At 64.2% G+C, this 16,392-nt stretch carries 15 protein-coding genes; 9 read left to right on the forward strand and 6 right to left on the reverse strand.

All coding sequences use genetic code 11. The annotated features are described in order from the left end of the window. The first annotated feature begins 154 nt into the window (after positions 1-154). Complete coding sequence (adh, locus tag ACSFBC_RS05465; protein ID WP_435509318.1) at positions 155-1,675, forward strand: aldehyde dehydrogenase; 1,521 nt, start codon at positions 155-157, stop codon at positions 1,673-1,675. A gap of 202 nt (positions 1,676-1,877) precedes the next feature. Here adh and norR read toward each other — a convergent pair whose 3' ends face one another. After that, entirely contained in the window at positions 1,878-3,440 is a 1,563-nt protein-coding gene (gene norR / locus ACSFBC_RS05470; protein ID WP_435509319.1) for a nitric oxide reductase transcriptional regulator NorR, read from the reverse strand. Positions 3,441-3,589: 149 nt separating this feature from the next. Here norR and nirK point away from each other — a divergent pair, with 149 nt between their 5' ends. From nirK to azu, 4 genes are all read left to right on the forward strand, one after another. Beyond that, positions 3,590-5,068 (forward strand): copper-containing nitrite reductase, encoded by a 1,479-nt coding sequence (nirK, locus tag ACSFBC_RS05475; protein WP_435509320.1) that lies wholly within the window; start codon positions 3,590-3,592, stop codon positions 5,066-5,068. Positions 5,069-5,098: 30 nt separating this feature from the next. Continuing rightward, entirely contained in the window at positions 5,099-5,776 is a 678-nt protein-coding gene (gene ytfE / locus ACSFBC_RS05480; protein ID WP_435509321.1) for an iron-sulfur cluster repair protein YtfE, read from the forward strand. A gap of 14 nt (positions 5,777-5,790) precedes the next feature. Continuing rightward, the gene (locus ACSFBC_RS05485; protein WP_435509322.1) at positions 5,791-8,076 is read left to right on the forward strand and encodes a nitric-oxide reductase large subunit; all 2,286 of its coding nucleotides are present in this window, start codon (positions 5,791-5,793) and stop codon (positions 8,074-8,076) included. Positions 8,077-8,145: 69 nt separating this feature from the next. After that, a complete protein-coding gene (gene azu, locus ACSFBC_RS05490) occupies positions 8,146-8,598 on the forward strand; it encodes an azurin (protein WP_435509323.1) in 453 nt (150 codons plus the stop codon). A 413-nt stretch (positions 8,599-9,011) separates the two neighbouring features. On the opposite strand, the gene ACSFBC_RS05495 is transcribed toward azu, so the two are convergent. From ACSFBC_RS05495 to ACSFBC_RS05515, 5 genes are read right to left on the reverse strand one after another with little or no spacing between them, the layout of a single operon-like run. Next, positions 9,012-9,419, reverse strand: coding sequence for a SirB2 family protein (locus ACSFBC_RS05495; RefSeq protein WP_435509324.1), 408 nt, complete (start codon positions 9,417-9,419; stop codon positions 9,012-9,014). 4 nt (positions 9,420-9,423) lie between these two features. Continuing rightward, positions 9,424-9,864, reverse strand: a complete 441-nt coding sequence (locus tag ACSFBC_RS05500; protein ID WP_435509325.1) for a CopD family copper resistance protein — start codon at positions 9,862-9,864, stop codon at positions 9,424-9,426. A 10-nt stretch (positions 9,865-9,874) separates the two neighbouring features. Next, complete coding sequence (locus ACSFBC_RS05505) at positions 9,875-10,330, reverse strand: RrF2 family transcriptional regulator (RefSeq protein ID WP_435509326.1); 456 nt, start codon at positions 10,328-10,330, stop codon at positions 9,875-9,877. A 13-nt stretch (positions 10,331-10,343) separates the two neighbouring features. After that, positions 10,344-11,591 carry an NnrS family protein gene (locus ACSFBC_RS05510; RefSeq protein WP_435509327.1) on the reverse strand — a complete coding sequence of 416 codons (1,248 nt, stop codon included), beginning with the start codon at positions 11,589-11,591 and terminating at the stop codon, positions 10,344-10,346. 5 nt (positions 11,592-11,596) lie between these two features. After that, complete coding sequence (locus tag ACSFBC_RS05515) at positions 11,597-12,001, reverse strand: group III truncated hemoglobin (RefSeq protein WP_435509328.1); 405 nt, start codon at positions 11,999-12,001, stop codon at positions 11,597-11,599. Between the two features lie 121 nt (positions 12,002-12,122). Between ACSFBC_RS05515 and ACSFBC_RS05520 the strand changes: the two genes are divergently transcribed. The 4 genes from ACSFBC_RS05520 to ACSFBC_RS05535 all read left to right on the forward strand — a co-directional run bounded on the left by ACSFBC_RS05520 (position 12,123) and on the right by ACSFBC_RS05535 (position 16,124). Next, positions 12,123-12,449 (forward strand): cupin domain-containing protein, encoded by a 327-nt coding sequence (locus ACSFBC_RS05520; RefSeq protein WP_435509329.1) that lies wholly within the window; start codon positions 12,123-12,125, stop codon positions 12,447-12,449. 22 nt (positions 12,450-12,471) lie between these two features. Beyond that, positions 12,472-13,959 (forward strand): CopM family metallochaperone, encoded by a 1,488-nt coding sequence (gene copM, locus ACSFBC_RS05525; RefSeq protein WP_435509330.1) that lies wholly within the window; start codon positions 12,472-12,474, stop codon positions 13,957-13,959. 711 nt (positions 13,960-14,670) lie between these two features. Then, entirely contained in the window at positions 14,671-15,282 is a 612-nt protein-coding gene (locus tag ACSFBC_RS05530; RefSeq protein ID WP_435509331.1) for a type IV toxin-antitoxin system AbiEi family antitoxin domain-containing protein, read from the forward strand. Next, positions 15,279-16,124, forward strand: coding sequence for a nucleotidyl transferase AbiEii/AbiGii toxin family protein (locus ACSFBC_RS05535; protein WP_435509332.1), 846 nt, complete (start codon positions 15,279-15,281; stop codon positions 16,122-16,124). The genes ACSFBC_RS05530 and ACSFBC_RS05535 overlap by 4 nt, the downstream gene beginning before the upstream one ends. The last annotated feature ends 268 nt before the right edge of the window (positions 16,125-16,392 follow it).

A 16,392-nucleotide genomic window follows, 5' to 3' on the forward strand; every position in this document is an offset into this window, starting at 1 on the left:
CACGCACGAAACTGACCTTGTTCTTGCGGCAGATCATGTGAAAGACGTTGAACCCGTGCTGGCACGCTGCGTGCGATGGGAATTCTCCGGCAACGCGCGCTGTCTGGTTGGCGCGGCCCCATTCCAAAACCCTTCCGGACGGAGACATACCACCATGCTTTACGCGAGTCCCAACACTTCGGGCGCCAAGGTCGCCTTCAAACCCGCCTACGACAACTTCATCGGAGGCAAGTTCGTGCCACCGGTCAAGGGCCAGTACTTCGACGTGATCACCCCGATCACCGGCAAGCCCTTCACCAAGGCGGCTCGCTCCGGCCCCGAGGACATTGAGCTGGCGCTCGATGCGGCCCATGCGGCCGCGGGCGCATGGGGCCGCACCTCGCCGGCCGAGCGCGCTAACGTGCTGCTGAAGATCGCCGACCGCCTGGAGCAGAACCTCGAACTGCTTGCCTATGCGGAGACGGTGGACAACGGCAAGCCGATCCGCGAAACGCTGAATGCCGATATCCCGCTCACGGTCGACCACTTCCGCTACTTTGCCGGTTGCCTGCGGGCGCAGGAAGGTGCATTGAGCGAGATCGACGAGAACACCATTGCGTACCACTTCCATGAGCCGCTGGGCGTCGTGGGCCTGATCATCCCGTGGAACTTCCCGATCCTGATGGCGGCCTGGAAGCTTGCGCCGGCCATCGCCGCGGGCAACTGCGTGGTGCTCAAGCCGGCCGAATCGACGCCCGTCAGCATCATGGTGATGGCCGAGCTGATCGCCGACCTGCTGCCGCCCGGCGTGCTCAACATCGTCAATGGCTACGGCCGCGAAGCGGGCATGGCGCTGGCCGGCAGCAAGCGCATCGCCAAGATCGCATTCACCGGCTCGACCGCCACCGGGCGCGTGATTGCCCAAGCCGCGGCCGGCAACCTCATTCCGGCCACGCTGGAGCTCGGCGGCAAGAGTCCCAACATCTTCTTCGAAGACATCGCCGATGCGGACGACGACTTCTTCGACAAGGCCATCGAAGGTCTGGTCCTGTTCGCGTTCAATCAGGGCGAGGTCTGCACCTGCCCGTCGCGCGCGCTGATCCAGGAGTCGATCTACGACAAGTTCATGGAGCGTGCGCTCGAGCGCATCAAGGCCATCAAGCAGGGCAGCCCGCTGGACACCGAAACGATGATGGGCGCGCAGGCGTCGGCCATGCAGATGGACAAGATCATGACCTACCTCGAACTCGGCAAGCAGGAAGGCGCGCAATGCCTGATCGGCGGCGGGCGGGCCGAACTCGGCGCCGAACTGGCCGGTGGCTACTACATCCAGCCGACGCTGTTCAAGGGCCACAACAAGATGCGGATCTTCCAGGAGGAGATCTTCGGCCCCGTGCTGGCGGTTGCCACCTTCAAGACCGAGGCAGAAGCGCTGGAGATCGCCAACGACACGCCCTACGGCCTGGGCGCCGGCGTGTGGACGCGCGACGGCAGCACGGCCTACCGCATGGGCCGGGCCATCAAGGCGGGCCGCGTGTGGACCAACTGCTATCACGCCTACCCGGCGCATGCCACCTTCGGCGGCTATAAGGAGTCGGGCATCGGCCGCGAAACCCACAAGATGATGCTGGACCACTACCAGCAGACCAAGAACCTTCTGGTGAGCTACTCGCCCAAGAAGCTCGGGTTTTTCTGACACCTGCCAACCCTGGGGTGGGCGCCTTCGAACTTTGATTGGCGGCTGCCGCAGGCGCGGCGAGCGTGCTCACGTAGCGCTTCGTCGCGACCCGCGTACATCCGGGCGAAGAACCTGATGCTGATTCCCCTGTCACATTGGCTTCCGTCCCTTCACGCGCCGCATGCGCGGGACCTGGTGATGCCATCCTGGCAGAGCCAAACTAAGGCAGCTTCTTGATCCCAAGCCGGCGCGCAAGCTTGTGCAGGTTGCTGGCGTCCAGCTCCAACTGGCGCGCCGCTGCCGCCCAATTGTTCTGATGCCGCGCCAACGCCTGCCGGATCGCGTGCCGCTGGCAGTTCTCCACAACCTCGTGCATTGACGCGGGACAAGCCGCGGCAGAGATTTCGGATGCGTCATGAGGTGGAATTGTCCGGTTGCTGGATGGCATCTCTACAGCATCGAGGTCGAGCATGTCCGGCTCCAATGTCACGATAGCCTTGCGATCCGCACCCCGGCTCACTGCCTTCAACGCCGCGCGGCTGATGACGTGCTCCAGCTCGCGCACATTGCCGGGCCAGCGATAGCGCCTGAGCGCGTCTTCCGCTTCGTTGGACAAGCGCAGGCTGCGCAAGCCCAGCCTCGCGCGGTTGAGCTCCAGGAAGCGCCCCGCCAACAGCAACACGTCGTTGCCACGCTCTCGCAAGGGAGGGATCGGTATCGGATAAACCGACAGCCGGTGGTAGAGGTCGGCTCGGAACGATCCGTCGCGCACATGGTCGCGCAGACTGCGATTGGTCGCGGCGATCACCCGCACGTTCACACGGTGCGGTCGGTCTGCACCCAGACGTTGGATCTCGCCGTTCTGCAAGGTACGCAGCAGCTTGGCCTGAATCGACAGCGGCAACTCGCCCACCTCGTCTAGGAACAGCGTACCGCCTTCCGCGGACTCGAACCGCCCTGGTCGATCGCTCACTGCACCGGAGAACGCGCCGCGCGCATGGCCAAACAATTCGCTTTCTGCCAATGATTCCGGCAAGGCTGTGCAGTTGACATGCACCAGGGGCTTGCTGGCGCGCCGCGACAGCCGATGGAGCCGGTGCGCGAACAGTTCCTTGCCCACACCAGTTTCGCCAAGCAGAAGCACAGGGAGCTCGGAGTCTGCGACCACCTGCAATTCGTGCAGCAGGTGTGTGATGGCTTCGCTCTGCCCCAGGATTTCGACGTCCGTGCGCTGCGCCAGCGCGCCGGCCGGCAAAGCGCCACCGGACAAACGCAAACCCCGAATGTCCGCCTCGAGCCGGGTGACGCGCACCGCCGCCTCGACAGCGCAGGCGAGCTGCGCCAAGTCTCCCTGCGCCTGCACATCGAAGGTACCGACCTCAAGCGCGTCCAACGTGATCACACCCCAACGCTCGCCCTCCACGTCCAGCGCCATCCCCATGCAGTCGTGCACCGCCATTGGCTCGCCCGCACGTTCAGCGATCAAGCCGTCATAGGGATCAGGCAACACGCTGTCGTGATGGAAGCAAGTGACCCCGCGCCGCTGCAGGATGGCGGCCAGGCGTGGATGGTCCTTGACGGCAAAGCGTCGCCCGAGCGCATCGCTCACCAAGCCCTCCACCGCCACAGGACGCAGATGCTCAGCCTCTAACTTCAGCACCGCCACCGCCCCGCATCCAAAGTGCACGCGCAGGCTGCACACCAGCCGCTGCAGACGTACGGCCACCGGCAGATCTGCGACCAGATCCGCGAGCAGGAGAAGATGGATATCGGAGATGGTCATAAACACCGGTCATGGTATCTGAAACCTTAATTTTGGTGGTTATAAATACCATTGATTTGGTAAATCATTGATTAAGAACAAGTTTTTCCTGGCACGGCGTTCGCATAGTCGGTACTGCCCCATCGGCAGAGAAGACCAAGGAACCCACCATGCAACGCAACTTCAGCTTCGGCGTCATTGCCGCCGCCATCTGTACCCTGACCGCGGCCTTCGCCGTGCATTCCCAGCCAGCCGCCCATTCAACGCACCTGGCTGCATCGGGCAGCGCCGCAACTTCGGCAGTGCAGTCTGCAGCTACCAAGCGCTACGAGCTGCACACCAACATCGTCGATGGCAAGATGGTGTTCGTCGACGACAAGGGCCAGGTGAACCCCACGCTCGCGGCCAATGCGGGCGACACGGTCGAGATCGCGCTCCAAAGCGGCGAAGGCGCTGAGCACGACTTGGTGATTCCCGAGCTGAACGTCGCGTCAGCGAAATTCAGCGCTGGTACCGGCAAGACCACGCTGCGCTTCAAGGTGCCGCGCTCGGGCACCTTCACCTACTACTGCTCGATCCCAGGCCATCGGCAGATTGGCATGGAGGGAAAACTCCAAGTGAGCGGACCAGCGGTCGCCGAAGCGGGCACGCCCCCCGCTGCGAAATCCGATTCGAGCCAGGCCGCGCTCGCGCTCTACACTCCTGCGCCGGTGCCCCAGCGCGCGGCCGACCCGTCTGCCGTCAGCGTCGCCGCCAATCCCTCGGCGGTGCCCGCCGCCATCGGCAGCCGTGCGCCGAAAACGCTCAAGTACCGCATGGAGACGGTCGAGCTGCCAGGCAAGCTCGATGACGGCACCAGCTTCACCTACTGGACTTTCGATCGCCAAGTACCCGGCCCCATGCTGCGCGCGCGCGTGGGCGACACGGTCGAGTTGACGCTGGCCAATGCCCGCGACAGCAAGATGATCCATTCGATCGACCTGCACTCCGTCACGGGTGGTCATGGCGGCGGCGAGCACACACAGGTGGCGCCCGGCCAGGAAAAGACCATTGCCTTCAAGGCGCTCAACCCTGGCCTGTACGTCTACCACTGCGCCACGCCGCTGGTGCCGCAGCACATCGCGGCCGGCATGTACGGAATGATCCTGGTCGAGCCCGAAGGTGGCCTCACCAAAGTGGACCGCGAGTACTACGTGATGCAGGGCGAGATGTACACCGGCCGGCCGCACGGTGCCAAGGTGCATCAGGAGGCCGACCTCGAGAAGATGGCCAATGAGCTTCCCGACTATTACGTCTTCAACGGCGCAGTCGGCGCGTTGAGCAAGACCCATAAGCTCCAGGCGAAGGTGGGCGAGACCGTGCGCATCTTCTTCGGCGTCGGCGGCCCCAACAAGATCTCGTCGTTCCACGTCATCGGGGAAATCTTCGACACCGTGTACAGCGAAGGCTCATTTTCGGGCCTCAAGCACGACGTGCAGACCACGCTGGTGGCGCCCGGCGGCGCGACCATCGTCGAGATCAAAGTGCAGCACCCCGGCAGCTACCTCCTAGTGGACCACGCACTGTCGCGCGCCGGCAAGGGCGCGGTTGGCGTGCTCGAAGTCACTGGCGAGTCCGTACCAGGCGTCTACAAGTCCGGCGCCCTGTAACCCATCTCTTCACCAAGAAAGGATCACACGATGGAACTCATCGACCAATCCCTGGGCCAGCTCGCGCGGCGCATCTCGGGCGCCACGCGCGTCTTCGACGCCCACCATTTCGACTTCTGCTGCGGCGGCAACCAGTCGCTACGCTCGGCCGCTGCGGCTGCCGGCGTGGACGCTGCGCCGATCGTCGAGGAACTGCAGGCGCTGGAAATACGCGTTGCTGCCGACGGCGAGCCCGACTGGAGCCGAGCCACACCCACCGCGCTGGTGGATCACATCCTGGCGCGGTACCACGCCGTCCATCGCGAGCAATTGCCCGAGCTGATCCGCTTGGCACGCAAGGTCGAACAGGTGCATTCAGAGCGCGCCGATTGCCCGCGAGGGCTGGCCGATCACCTCTCGGCCATGGCGCAAGAACTGGAGAGCCACATGCGCAAGGAAGAAGACGTGCTCTTTCCGATGATCGTGCGCGGCCATGGCGTGATGGCTGGTGCGCCGATCACCGTGATGCGCATGGAACACGACGATCATGGCATTGCCCTCCACCGCCTTGAAGTGCTGACCGATGGCATCACCCCGCCGCGCGCGGCCTGCACCACCTGGCGCGCGCTCTATTCCGGCCTGCGGACCTTCCGCCAGGACCTGATGGCGCACATCCATACAGAAAACAACATCCTGTTCGAGCGCTTCGCGCCGGCAGCGGTGCATTGACCAAGGAGAATCCCATGGGTTCCTACAAGAAACTCTGGTTCACGCTGATCGGCGTGTTGATCGTCACCTTCTCGCTGCTGGGCTACTACGGCGCAGAGGTGTACCGCCAAGCACCCCCTATTCCGGCGCAAGTCACCACCCAGGATGGCAAGGTGCTGTTCGACCGTGAGGGCATCCTCGACGGCCAGACAGCTTGGCAATCGGTGGGCGGCATGCAACTCGGCTCCATCTGGGGCCATGGTGCCTACCAGGCGCCCGACTGGACGGCCGACTGGTTGCACCGCGAGCTCACCGCCTGGCTCGACCTGGCCGCGCAGCAACTGCATGGCAAGCCGTACGCCGTGCTGGACGGCCCCACGCAAGCCGCACTGCGCGAGCAACTCAAGGCCGAGTACCGCGGTAACCGTGTCGATCAGGCCGACGTACTGAAACTGTCTGAGCGGCGTGCCCGGGCCATCGCCCAGACCGCTGCCTATTACGACCAGTTGTTCTCCGACGCGCCCGCGCTGCAAAAGAGCCGAGAGCACTTCGCGATGAAGGAGAACACGCTGCCCAGTGCCGAGCGGCGCCAGCAGATGACGCAGTTCTTTTTCTGGACTGCCTGGGCCGCGGCTACCGAACGGCCAGGCCAGAACGTCACCTATACCAACAACTGGCCGCACGAGCCCTTGATTGGCAATCAGCCCAGCGCTGAAAACATCGTCTGGTCCATCGCCAGCATCGTGGTGCTGCTCGCCGGCGTCGGCTTTCTCGTCTGGGCCTGGGCATTCCTGGGCAAGCACGACGAGCCGTTGCCGGCCCCTGCTGCGCGCGATCCGCTGACCACGTTCGCGCTCACGCCGTCGCAACGCGGCCTGGGCAAGTATCTGTTCTTGGTAGTGGCACTGTTCCTCTTCCAGGTGTTCATTGGCGGGCTCACGGCGCACTACACCGTCGAGGGCCAGCAGTTCTACGGCATCGAGATCTCGCGCTGGCTGCCGTACTCGCTGACACGCACCTGGCACATCCAGGCCGCGCTGTTCTGGATTGCCACCGGCTTCCTTGCCGCAGGCCTCTTCCTCGCGCCGCTGATCAATGGCGGCAAAGATCCGAAGTTCCAGAGGATTGGCGTGGACGTGCTGTTCTGGGCGCTGGTCGCCGTCGTGGTCGGCTCCTTCATCGGTAACTACCTGGCCATTGCGCAGGTGATGCCGCCCGAATGGAACTTCTGGCTCGGCCACCAGGGCTATGAATACGTGGACCTGGGGCGCCTGTGGCAGATCGGCAAGTACGTCGGCATCCTGCTGTGGCTGGTGCTGATGCTTCGCGGTGTGCTGCCCGCGCTATTCAAGCGCGACGGTGCCGACAAGAACCTGCTGGCCCTGCTCACGGCCTCGGTCGGTGCCATCGGCCTGTTCTACGGCGCAGGGCTCTTCTATGGCGAGCGCACGCACCTCTCGGTGATGGAGTACTGGCGCTGGTGGGTCGTGCACCTCTGGGTGGAGGGCTTCTTCGAGGTCTTCGCCACCACGGCGCTGGCCTTCATCTTCTCCACGCTGGGCCTGGTGTCGGTGCGCATGGCCACGGTCGCAAGCCTCGCGTCGGCGTCATTGTTCATGCTCGGCGGCATTCCGGGAACCTTCCACCACATGTATTTCGCCGGCACCACCACGCCCGTTATGGCCGTCGGTGCTAGCTTCAGTGCGCTGGAGGTGGTCCCGCTCATCGTGCTGGGCCACGAGGCTTGGGAGAACTGGCGCCTGAAGGCCCGCGCGCCCTGGATGGAGAACCTGCGCTGGCCGCTGATGTGCTTCGTCGCCGTCGCGTTCTGGAACATGCTGGGCGCCGGTGTCTTCGGCTTCATGATCAACCCGCCTATATCTCTGTACTACATCCAGGGCTTGAACACCACGCCGGTGCATGCCCATGCCGCGCTGTTCGGGGTCTACGGCTTCCTCGCGCTGGGCTTCACGCTGCTGGTGCTGCGCTATCTGCGGCCGCACTACCAGTTCAGCACGCCGCTGATGAAGACCGCGTTCTGGGGTCTCAATGCAGGCCTGGTGCTGATGATCTTCACGAGCCTGCTGCCCATCGGGATCATCCAGTTCCACGCCAGCGTGAGCCAGGGCCTGTGGTATGCGCGCAGCGAGGAGTTCATGCAGCAGCCGCTGCTGCAGAACCTGCGCTGGGTGCGCACCTTCGGCGACGTGGTGTTCATCGGCGGGGCTATTGCGATGGCACTGCAGGTGGTGCTCGGCCTGCTGGGCAAAGAATCCACGCAGTCCCAGTCCGGGCAGCGCCTGGTGGAGGCGCCGGTCTAAGTGAACGGGCTCTGGCGCATCGGTGCCGGAGCCTGGCAAAGAGTTCGTTTTAACCATTGGAAAGACAACATGAATACGACAAACACCGCGGCCATATTGTTCACCGCGCTACTCGCCGGCCCCGCGCTAGCCGCCAATTGCGATGTGGAGATTGAAGGCAACGATGCCATGCAGTTCAACAAGACCAGCATCGCCGTGCCTGCCAGTTGCAAGCAGTTCACCGTCAAGCTCAAACACGTGGGCAAGCTGCCCAAGGTTGCCATGGGTCACAACTGGGTGCTGAGCAAGGCAACCGACGCCCAGGGCGTGGCCACAGACGGCATTCCCGCCGGGCTGGACAAGGCCTACGTGAAGCCTGGGGACGCCCGCGTCGTCGCGCACACCAAGGTCATCGGCGGTGGTGAAACAGACGCCGTCAGCTTCGACGTGGCCAAGCTCAAGGCCGGGGAAAGCTACGCTTGGTTCTGCTCGTTCCCGGGCCACGCGTCCATCATGAAGGGCACGCTGGCGCTAGCCAAGTAGAAGGCCTGCGAGCCAACGATCCGCAGAAGTCCCGCGGATTTCCCAACCTGCGTGCCGTGCAGACGACTGGCGGAGTCCTGGGGCTGGTGTTCACCTCTATGGAAAACGAACGCGATGCTCCAGAAGAAGCCAGCCGGCCTGTCGCCCTGGCAGGTGTTCACGCGCGCCTTGGGCGTCGAGATGAAGCGGCGTGATGCGCGCTGCCTCAAGGCCGCGGGTGCCCCCACCGGTAGCGAAGACGAGCATCATCGTCAATGCAAGTCGAACATGGCCCTGGCCAGCAGCACGATGATCAGGAGGTGGGGAACACGCTCAGGTGCAGCCGACGCCAGCGCCGACCCAGCACGCCACGGCGCTGGCAGAGCAGGCCAAGGCCTGTCGGATCGCCTTGCGCTAACTGGGTCCCGCAGACGCTACAAGCCAACGATCCGCAGGAAGCCCAGTGGGTCGTGGGTTCGGGCGATAGCGACCATCATCACGAAACACGTCAGAGCCGCAGCGAAAGCCAGCGCCTTGCCCGCCCAGGTCGACGCCCGCCGCAGCGCCAGCGTGCCGAAAACGATGTAGGCCACCAGCAGCATGAGCTTGGCCAGCAGCCACGGGGTGGCGAAGGGGTTGAGCTGCAAGGTCGCCAGCAGGAGCAAAGCGGCTGCGAGCAAGGAGGTATCTATCACCTGGCTCAGTCGACGCATCGGTGTTGACATAGGCATCGTTGCACCCATCAGCACGCCCACGCCCCGTCCAGCAAACAGCCCGCCGCTTAGCATCGCCAGCCCGACGTGCGAGGCCTTGATCAGTGGATAGAAGTCGGCCAGTGCCATCGCTTCACCACTGCACGTAGAACATGGCCTTGGCCAGCAGCACGATGGCCAGCACATGGCTGAATACGCTCAGGTGCAGCCGGCGCGAGCGACGCCCGCCCAGCACACCGCGCCGCCGCCAAACCATGGCGGTGGCGAAATGTCCGAACACGCTGAGCGCCAGTGCGATCTTGAGCATCAACAGCAGCCCGAAGCTGCTGGCCAGCGGCTGTGCCAGCGCGGCGCGGTGCTGCCAGGCCAGACCGATGCCGGCGGCGTAGAGCGTCAGCAGTACCCAGGGCATCACGGCAGTGGCTTGGTTGCCGATCGCGCGCTCCACCGCGCGCATGGTCTCTTGCGGCAGGCGCTTTCGCACGTCTTCCAGCATCACCACCTCGAAGAACACCGTGCCCACGAAGGCGATGGCGGCCAGCAGGTGGAGGATCAGCAGGAGACCATAGCTCACGGGGAATTCCTCATGCCACCCGCCTGCGCTCCAGCTTCATGCGCTGGCCCGGTTTCAGCGGCAGGTCGGTGCCGGGCAACAGGTCGGCCAGCGAGAAGCCGTCCAGGTGGGCCATGAACGCCTGCAGGGCGCCACCGAGCACGTTGGCCAGGCGGCACTGTCCCGTGAGGACGCACTGGTTGCCGGTCGAGAAGCATTCGACCAATGCAAAGTCCGGCTCGATGCCGCGCACCACGTCGCCCAGGTTGATGTCGCGCGGCGCATGGGCCAGGCGCATGCCGCCGCCCTTGCCGCGCACGGTCTCGATCCAACCCTGCAGGCCGAGTTGGTGGGTCACCTTCATCAAATGCGCTTCCGATATCTCGTAGGCCTGCGCCACCTCCGAGATGGTGCACAGGCGCTCGGGCTGCTGCGCCACATACATCAGCAGGCGCAGCGCGTAGTCGGTCATCGTGGTCAAACGCATGGGAGGGCACCAGTCATTGCGGCGGGCGCAGTCGCACCGCGATCTGTTCCGGCTGGAGAACCGGCGCGGTCGGCGCGTCGATACGCGGGCGGATCAGCATCGGGAAGAATCGCCACAGGTACAGCGCGAAGGCCAGCACCCAGGCGCCAGCCGAAGCGTGCAGCGCTCCCAACGCCAAGGCGGTGGGCAGCAGCGCCAGCAGGCGCAGCGCCGCGGCCGCGATCACCAGCCCGTAACAGCACACGATAAGGCGATCCGGGCGCAGCGGCCGCCCCAGGTGACCCAGGGCCGTGCGTGTCACCATGCCGATGATCAGAACCGAGAATCCAGCCACGCCGATCACATGCGCCGGCCATGCGGCGCGCAGCACAGCACCTGCAGCGTGGGCGGCGGCCACCAGCAGCCCCACGCCTATCGCGGCGTACCCGACATACAGGATCCACAACAACGGCACGCGCCGCACCGCAACGGGCTTCCAGGCCAGGACCTGCACAAGCGCGATCACGCCAGCCAAGCTCAGAAACAGGGCCGACACCTCTGCCCAGCCCATCAGTCCGCAGCCGATGGCCAGGCCGCCCGCCGCCAGTTGCCAATGGCCGCTGCGCGTGTGCAACGGAATGCTCAAACCCGGCACCGCACGCATCGCGAAAAACGGAATGACCCGGCGTGCCACCAAGAGCGCGATCACCGCCATGCACAACAGCCCGGTGTTGAAGTGCTGCATGAGCCGCCCATAGTCGCCCTGCCAGTTCGCGAGCAGGAACAAAGCATCAGCCCCGCCCAACGCGAACACCAGCAGCGGCACGCCGTAGTTGCGCTGGCTGCGCGCGCCGTAGATGGCGCGGCCCAAGGCCAGGGCCGACACGGCGAAGAACATTACCTCGCAGGCGACCGCCAGTGCGATCGCCATGTCTCCCGGCACGAGGTAGCTCACCCGCGCCAGAACCCACAGCAGGCTCAAGGCTCCCAGCGCCCTGCCCTTGAGCGGATTGATACCCGTCCAGTTCGCACCTGCGGTAAGCAGGAAGCCCACTGCGATCGTGGCGATGAAGCCCCAGAGCATTTCGTGCGCATGCCAGACGACACCGGCCAGTTGCCCGCGCAGCACCCCGGGCCCGAACACCCATAGCGCCAGCGACATGGCGGCCCAGAAGCAGCCGGCCAGGTACAGCGGCCGAAATCCCAGCTCCAGAAACGCCGCCCATTGCGGCGGGGGCGGCTTCGCCCTCCCCGGCTCCTCGATCTGCAACAGTTCAGCCATACCGCTCAACCCTGAGCCAACGCTGCGGGCATGGCCTCGGGATCACGGCTGATCTGGTAGCCCATCCACAGGCTTTGCGCGATGCGCTCGGCCATCGCGCAGGCCTGCCCGGCCATCGCCTGGTTGGGCTGCGCCACCGCGTTCTGGCGGAACAGCTTCAGCCAGCGCTGGAACAGCTCTGCCGAGAGGCCGGGCAACACCGCATGCTTGGGCATGGGCGCTCCCGAGAACCGTCCCGTGCGCCGGAGAATGGCCGACCAGAAATCCACCAGCCTGGCCAGGTGGCGGCCCCAGTCGTCGATGTGTGCGTCGAAGATCGGACCCAGCACCTCGTCCTCGCGGACACGCGCATAGAACGTGTGCACGAGGGCCGTGACTTCGGCTTCGGTGCAGAGATTGCTCCCGGGCATTCCGTCCTCCGTCGTTCGTAGCGCTGGATTATTCATAAGATCTACACTGAATATATCTTATGATGGCGCCAAGCGGCCTCCTCGTCACACCCTTTCTGATCTACATCAAACGCAAAGCGCCATGGCCCTCAAACATGCTCAGCCCCTTGAGGTCATCGATCTGCACGCCACCGACGAGGCCCACGGCACGGCGGTCAGCAGCAGCCTTCTCAAGACGCCGCATCTCCAGTTGATGCGGGTGGTGCTGGCAGCAGGACAGGCGCTTCCGGAGCACCACGTGCCTGGCGAGATCACGGTCCAATGCCTGGCGGGCGAGGCGGATGTCGCGACGCCGTCGCGGACGTGCCGACTGGTCCCGGGCTACTTGGTGATGCTGCCTGCCGCAGAACCCCACCGGGTGCAGGCCCATCAGGACACGGTGCTGCTGATGACAATGCTGCATCCCTGAATCGTTCAGAAAGAAAGTCGATATGAAGAGGAATGCACTCGACGAGCTTGACGGTACCGTGGGCAGGCAGCGCCAGATGCTGCTGCGCTTTGCGGCCTTGGGCTGCGCCGGCGTGGCTTTGACCGCCCATGCGCATGTGAAATGGTTTGCGCCTTACATCGTGGGTGCGCCACCGCAGCCGTTGAGCGCAACGCTCACCAACCAGTGGTTCTGGATCGGCATCGCACTGGTGCTGATGTTCTTCCTGGCCACTCGGGCCATCGAGAAGATGTCCGTCGGACAAAGCATCCTCGCCGGCATGGACAAGGTGATGAATCCGCTGTGGATGCGCCTGGACGACTTCGTGCGGGTGGTCATCGCGGCCTTCTTCGTCGCGATCTTCGCGGTCGGTGGGGTCTATCTGACGCCGGACCTGAAGACACCGAACGAGTGGGTTTCGTGGATGCAGCTCCTGATCGCCGCCTGCGTCTTCTCGCGCCGGACGATGCCGCTGGCGGCTGCCGGCATCATCCTGCTGTGGGTGCTGGCGCTGACCGAGTACGACCTGTTCCACCTGCTGGACTACCTGGCACTCGGAGTCTCGGTGGCGGGCTACCTGGTGCTCGAATCGTCGAAAAAACCGGAATGGCGCAAGTACCGCTTCGAAGTGCTGCGCTGGGGCGTGGCCATCGCCCTGATGTGGTCGAGTCTGGAGAAGTTCGCCTATCCGGACTGGTTCTACCCGCTCGTCGAAGAAAAACCGTTCCTCACCTTCGGCATGCCACGCGACGTGTTCATCCCGATGGCCGGAATCGCGGAGTTCACGATGGGCTTTGGCCTGCTGTGGACAGCGCTGGTGCGCCGCTTATCGGCGATCACGCTCTTCGTGATCTTTAACGCGGCCGTCTTCCCGTTCGGGCGCATCGACCTGGTGGGGCATGCCCTCATCATGGCGATCATCGTGGCCATCGCCGCAGACCCAACGCCTCAGGTGCGCTTCGCCATCCGGCGCTCGGTCTGGACCATTCCTTTAGCGCTCAGCGCAGCGTTGGTGATTTTTACGAGTGGCTACTGGGGCCTGCATCTGGCGTTGTACGGCCCGAACGGCGAAGCAAACCCGGCCACCGCAGAGATGGCAACCCACACCTACAGCGCCGAACACCCGCATGGGCCGCAGGCAATCGGCAAAGCGACCGCGCCACCCGCCCCTTCTGGTGCTCACGGGCTGGGGCATGCAGCGCCGCCTGCAAGCGCATCGGGTGGCTCGGCGCGCGAGGCCTACGAGGCCAGCATGGCCAGAATGCACGGCCCGATGCAGGGGGGGATCCAGCATCCCGATCCCGACGTGGCGTTCGTGCTCGGCATGATCCCGCATCACCAGGGTGCCATCGACATGGCGCAGATCCAGTTGCAGTACGGAAAGGACCCGGTGAACCGCAAGCTGGCGCAGGAGATCATCGCCGCGCAGCGGCATGAGATCCAGGAGATGAAGGCTTGGCTGGCAGCGAGGGGCATCCCGCAACCGAACTGACACACTAGTCGCAGCAATTGCAGCCGATGGCTGCGTGCACTTACGCACTGCGAAACGGGCGGGAACCCACGTGTGTCGGGCCTGCATAGCTAAGCAGAGCCTCGCCATTCATAGAAGGTGTGCGAGCAAGAATCACGACGGCAGCACGCTGCGTCAGCGCAACCGTATGTCCGGCTAGGCCGGAGCGACGCTTCTTTGGCAACGGCCGCAACCACGTTGAGTTGAGAAGGCGATCGCTACCGGATATGGAGCCCTTTCGGCCATCACTGCGCGGCAGCCCACTACGACAAAGCTTGCCTAGCTACGCTGTAACCCGCCAGCCCACTCAATGGTTCCGAGGGCCGAAAACCCGCATGAATGCTAGCTTTGTTGGGTTGGGACATCGTACTTTACCGTCACTTCTACCGTCGAAAAACGAGCGCTTTTACTGGCGCGGGAGATGGACTCGGTTTGCGGGGAAGCTACTCCTGCCTATCAATCGTCAACGATCGCCAGCACCGAGGCTCTATTTTGCCCGCGTTAAACGCGCTACCTGCAAGACGGCGCAGGCAGGGTGTTCCTACCCGGCTCCCGGGATGGGTTCGCCTTACGCGGTGGGAGCGAGCGCTGTTCCGAAACTCACGCCTTCGGCATTTCCAGGTAGCCTCCAATGGTATTGCGTTAGCTAGTCGTTTATTGACAAATGACTAATTATTGCAACATACTCGAGGGATGGGCTCGGACTCCACGCTCGAACAAGCCGTCCTCGCGTTCGCCGGACGTCGGCCACTGCTGCGCGCACGAGATCTGGCTGAGCTGGGCCTTCCGACCGTGGTGCTCAGCCGGCTGGTTGCAGCCGGCAAGCTTGAGCGCATCGCCCGCGGCGTCTACAGCCTGCCAGGGCGCCCGCTCAGCGAGCACCGGTCCCTGGCCGAGGTAGCTCTGCGCGTGCCGCGTGGCGTGGTGTGCCTGCTGTCGGCGCTGCGCGTCCATGGCATCGGCACGCAAGCGCCCTTCGAGGTCTGGATGGCGATCCCCCATCACTCGCCCACACCCCGGCTGGACCAGCCTGCCCTGCGCGTGGTGCGCATGTCGGGCGCCGCTCTGACCGAGGGCATCGAGCCGGTCGAGATCGACGGCGTGAAAGTCCCGGTGTTCAACGCGGCCAAAACGGTGGCCGACTGTTTCAAGTACCGCAACAAGATCGGCCTGGACGTGGCGCTGGAAGCGCTGCGCGATGGCTGGACACAGCGCAAGCTGACCATGGATGCGCTCTGGCACTACGCCACGGTGGATCGCGTTGCCAATGTCATGCGGCCCTATCTGGAAAGCGCCACCGCATGAGCCGCAACCTGGCCGCTTCCATCCGCGCCCGCCTGAAGCAGCGCGCCGATGCCACGAAGCAGGACTTCAACCTGACGCTGACTCACTATGGGTTGGAGCGGCTGCTGTATCGGCTATCCGTCTCGTCCCATGCACCCAACTACCTGCTCAAGGGCGCACTGCTGTTTTCGCTGTGGTACGACCAACCACATCGGCCGACGCGGGATGCGGACCTGCTGGGCTTCGGTCCAGACGATCTCGACACCGCCGTGGCGGCCTTCCGCGAGATCTCCCAGATCGAGGTGGAGGATGGCATCGCATTCGATCCTGCCTCGGTCAACGGCTCGGTGATCCGCAAGGAGGCGGGCTACGGCGGTGTGCGGATCGACCTACGGGCGAAGCTGGATGGTGCGCGCATCGCGCTGCAGGTGGACATCGGTTTTGGCGACGCGGTAACGCCGGCGCCGGAGACAGTCAGCTACCCGGTGCTGCTCGAAGACCTGCCCGCCCCGCAACTGCGGTCCTATCCGAAATACACGGTGGTGGCCGAGAAGTTTCATGCGGTGTGCCTGCTCGGCATGGCCAATACCCGCATGAAGGACTACTTCGATCTCTGGGTACTGCTTGCAGAGGATGCCTTGGAAGCCGCCGAACTGCGCCGCGCAGTCGAGGCCACGTTCGATCGCCGGAAACTCGCGATGCCCAGCACCCTCCCCTCGGGCTTGAGCGATGCATTCGTGCAGGATGCTGCGAAGCAACGACAGTGGGCGGCCTTCCTGAAAAAGAACCGACTCGAGGCCCTGGACCTCGTCCAAGTCGTCGCGCTGTTGCGCGGCGAGTTCCAGAAACTCGGGGCCTTCTGAATTGGACGGCCTTCGCGAACGCGAAGTGAACCGATCGAAAGATGCCTCTGGACCCGCATGGATTGTACTTTTCATTCAAATCTACCTTTATTTGTTCCCCGCTCTGTTCCCCGGTCTCCGTTCCGCTTCCCATGATCGACATGTTGGAATTCCGGACGTGCTGCGGGGCCTTGGGAACGCTTGAAAATAAACGCCCTGTGTTGCATCGTCGCCACCCTTTTAGCGGCCCGCTAGGGAAGCTCCACGAAACGGCTAGCTACGCTGTAGC

Origin of the sequence: Variovorax frigidus (assembly GCF_051216515.1) — a bacterium.
Lineage (GTDB): Bacteria > Pseudomonadota > Gammaproteobacteria > Burkholderiales > Burkholderiaceae_C > Variovorax.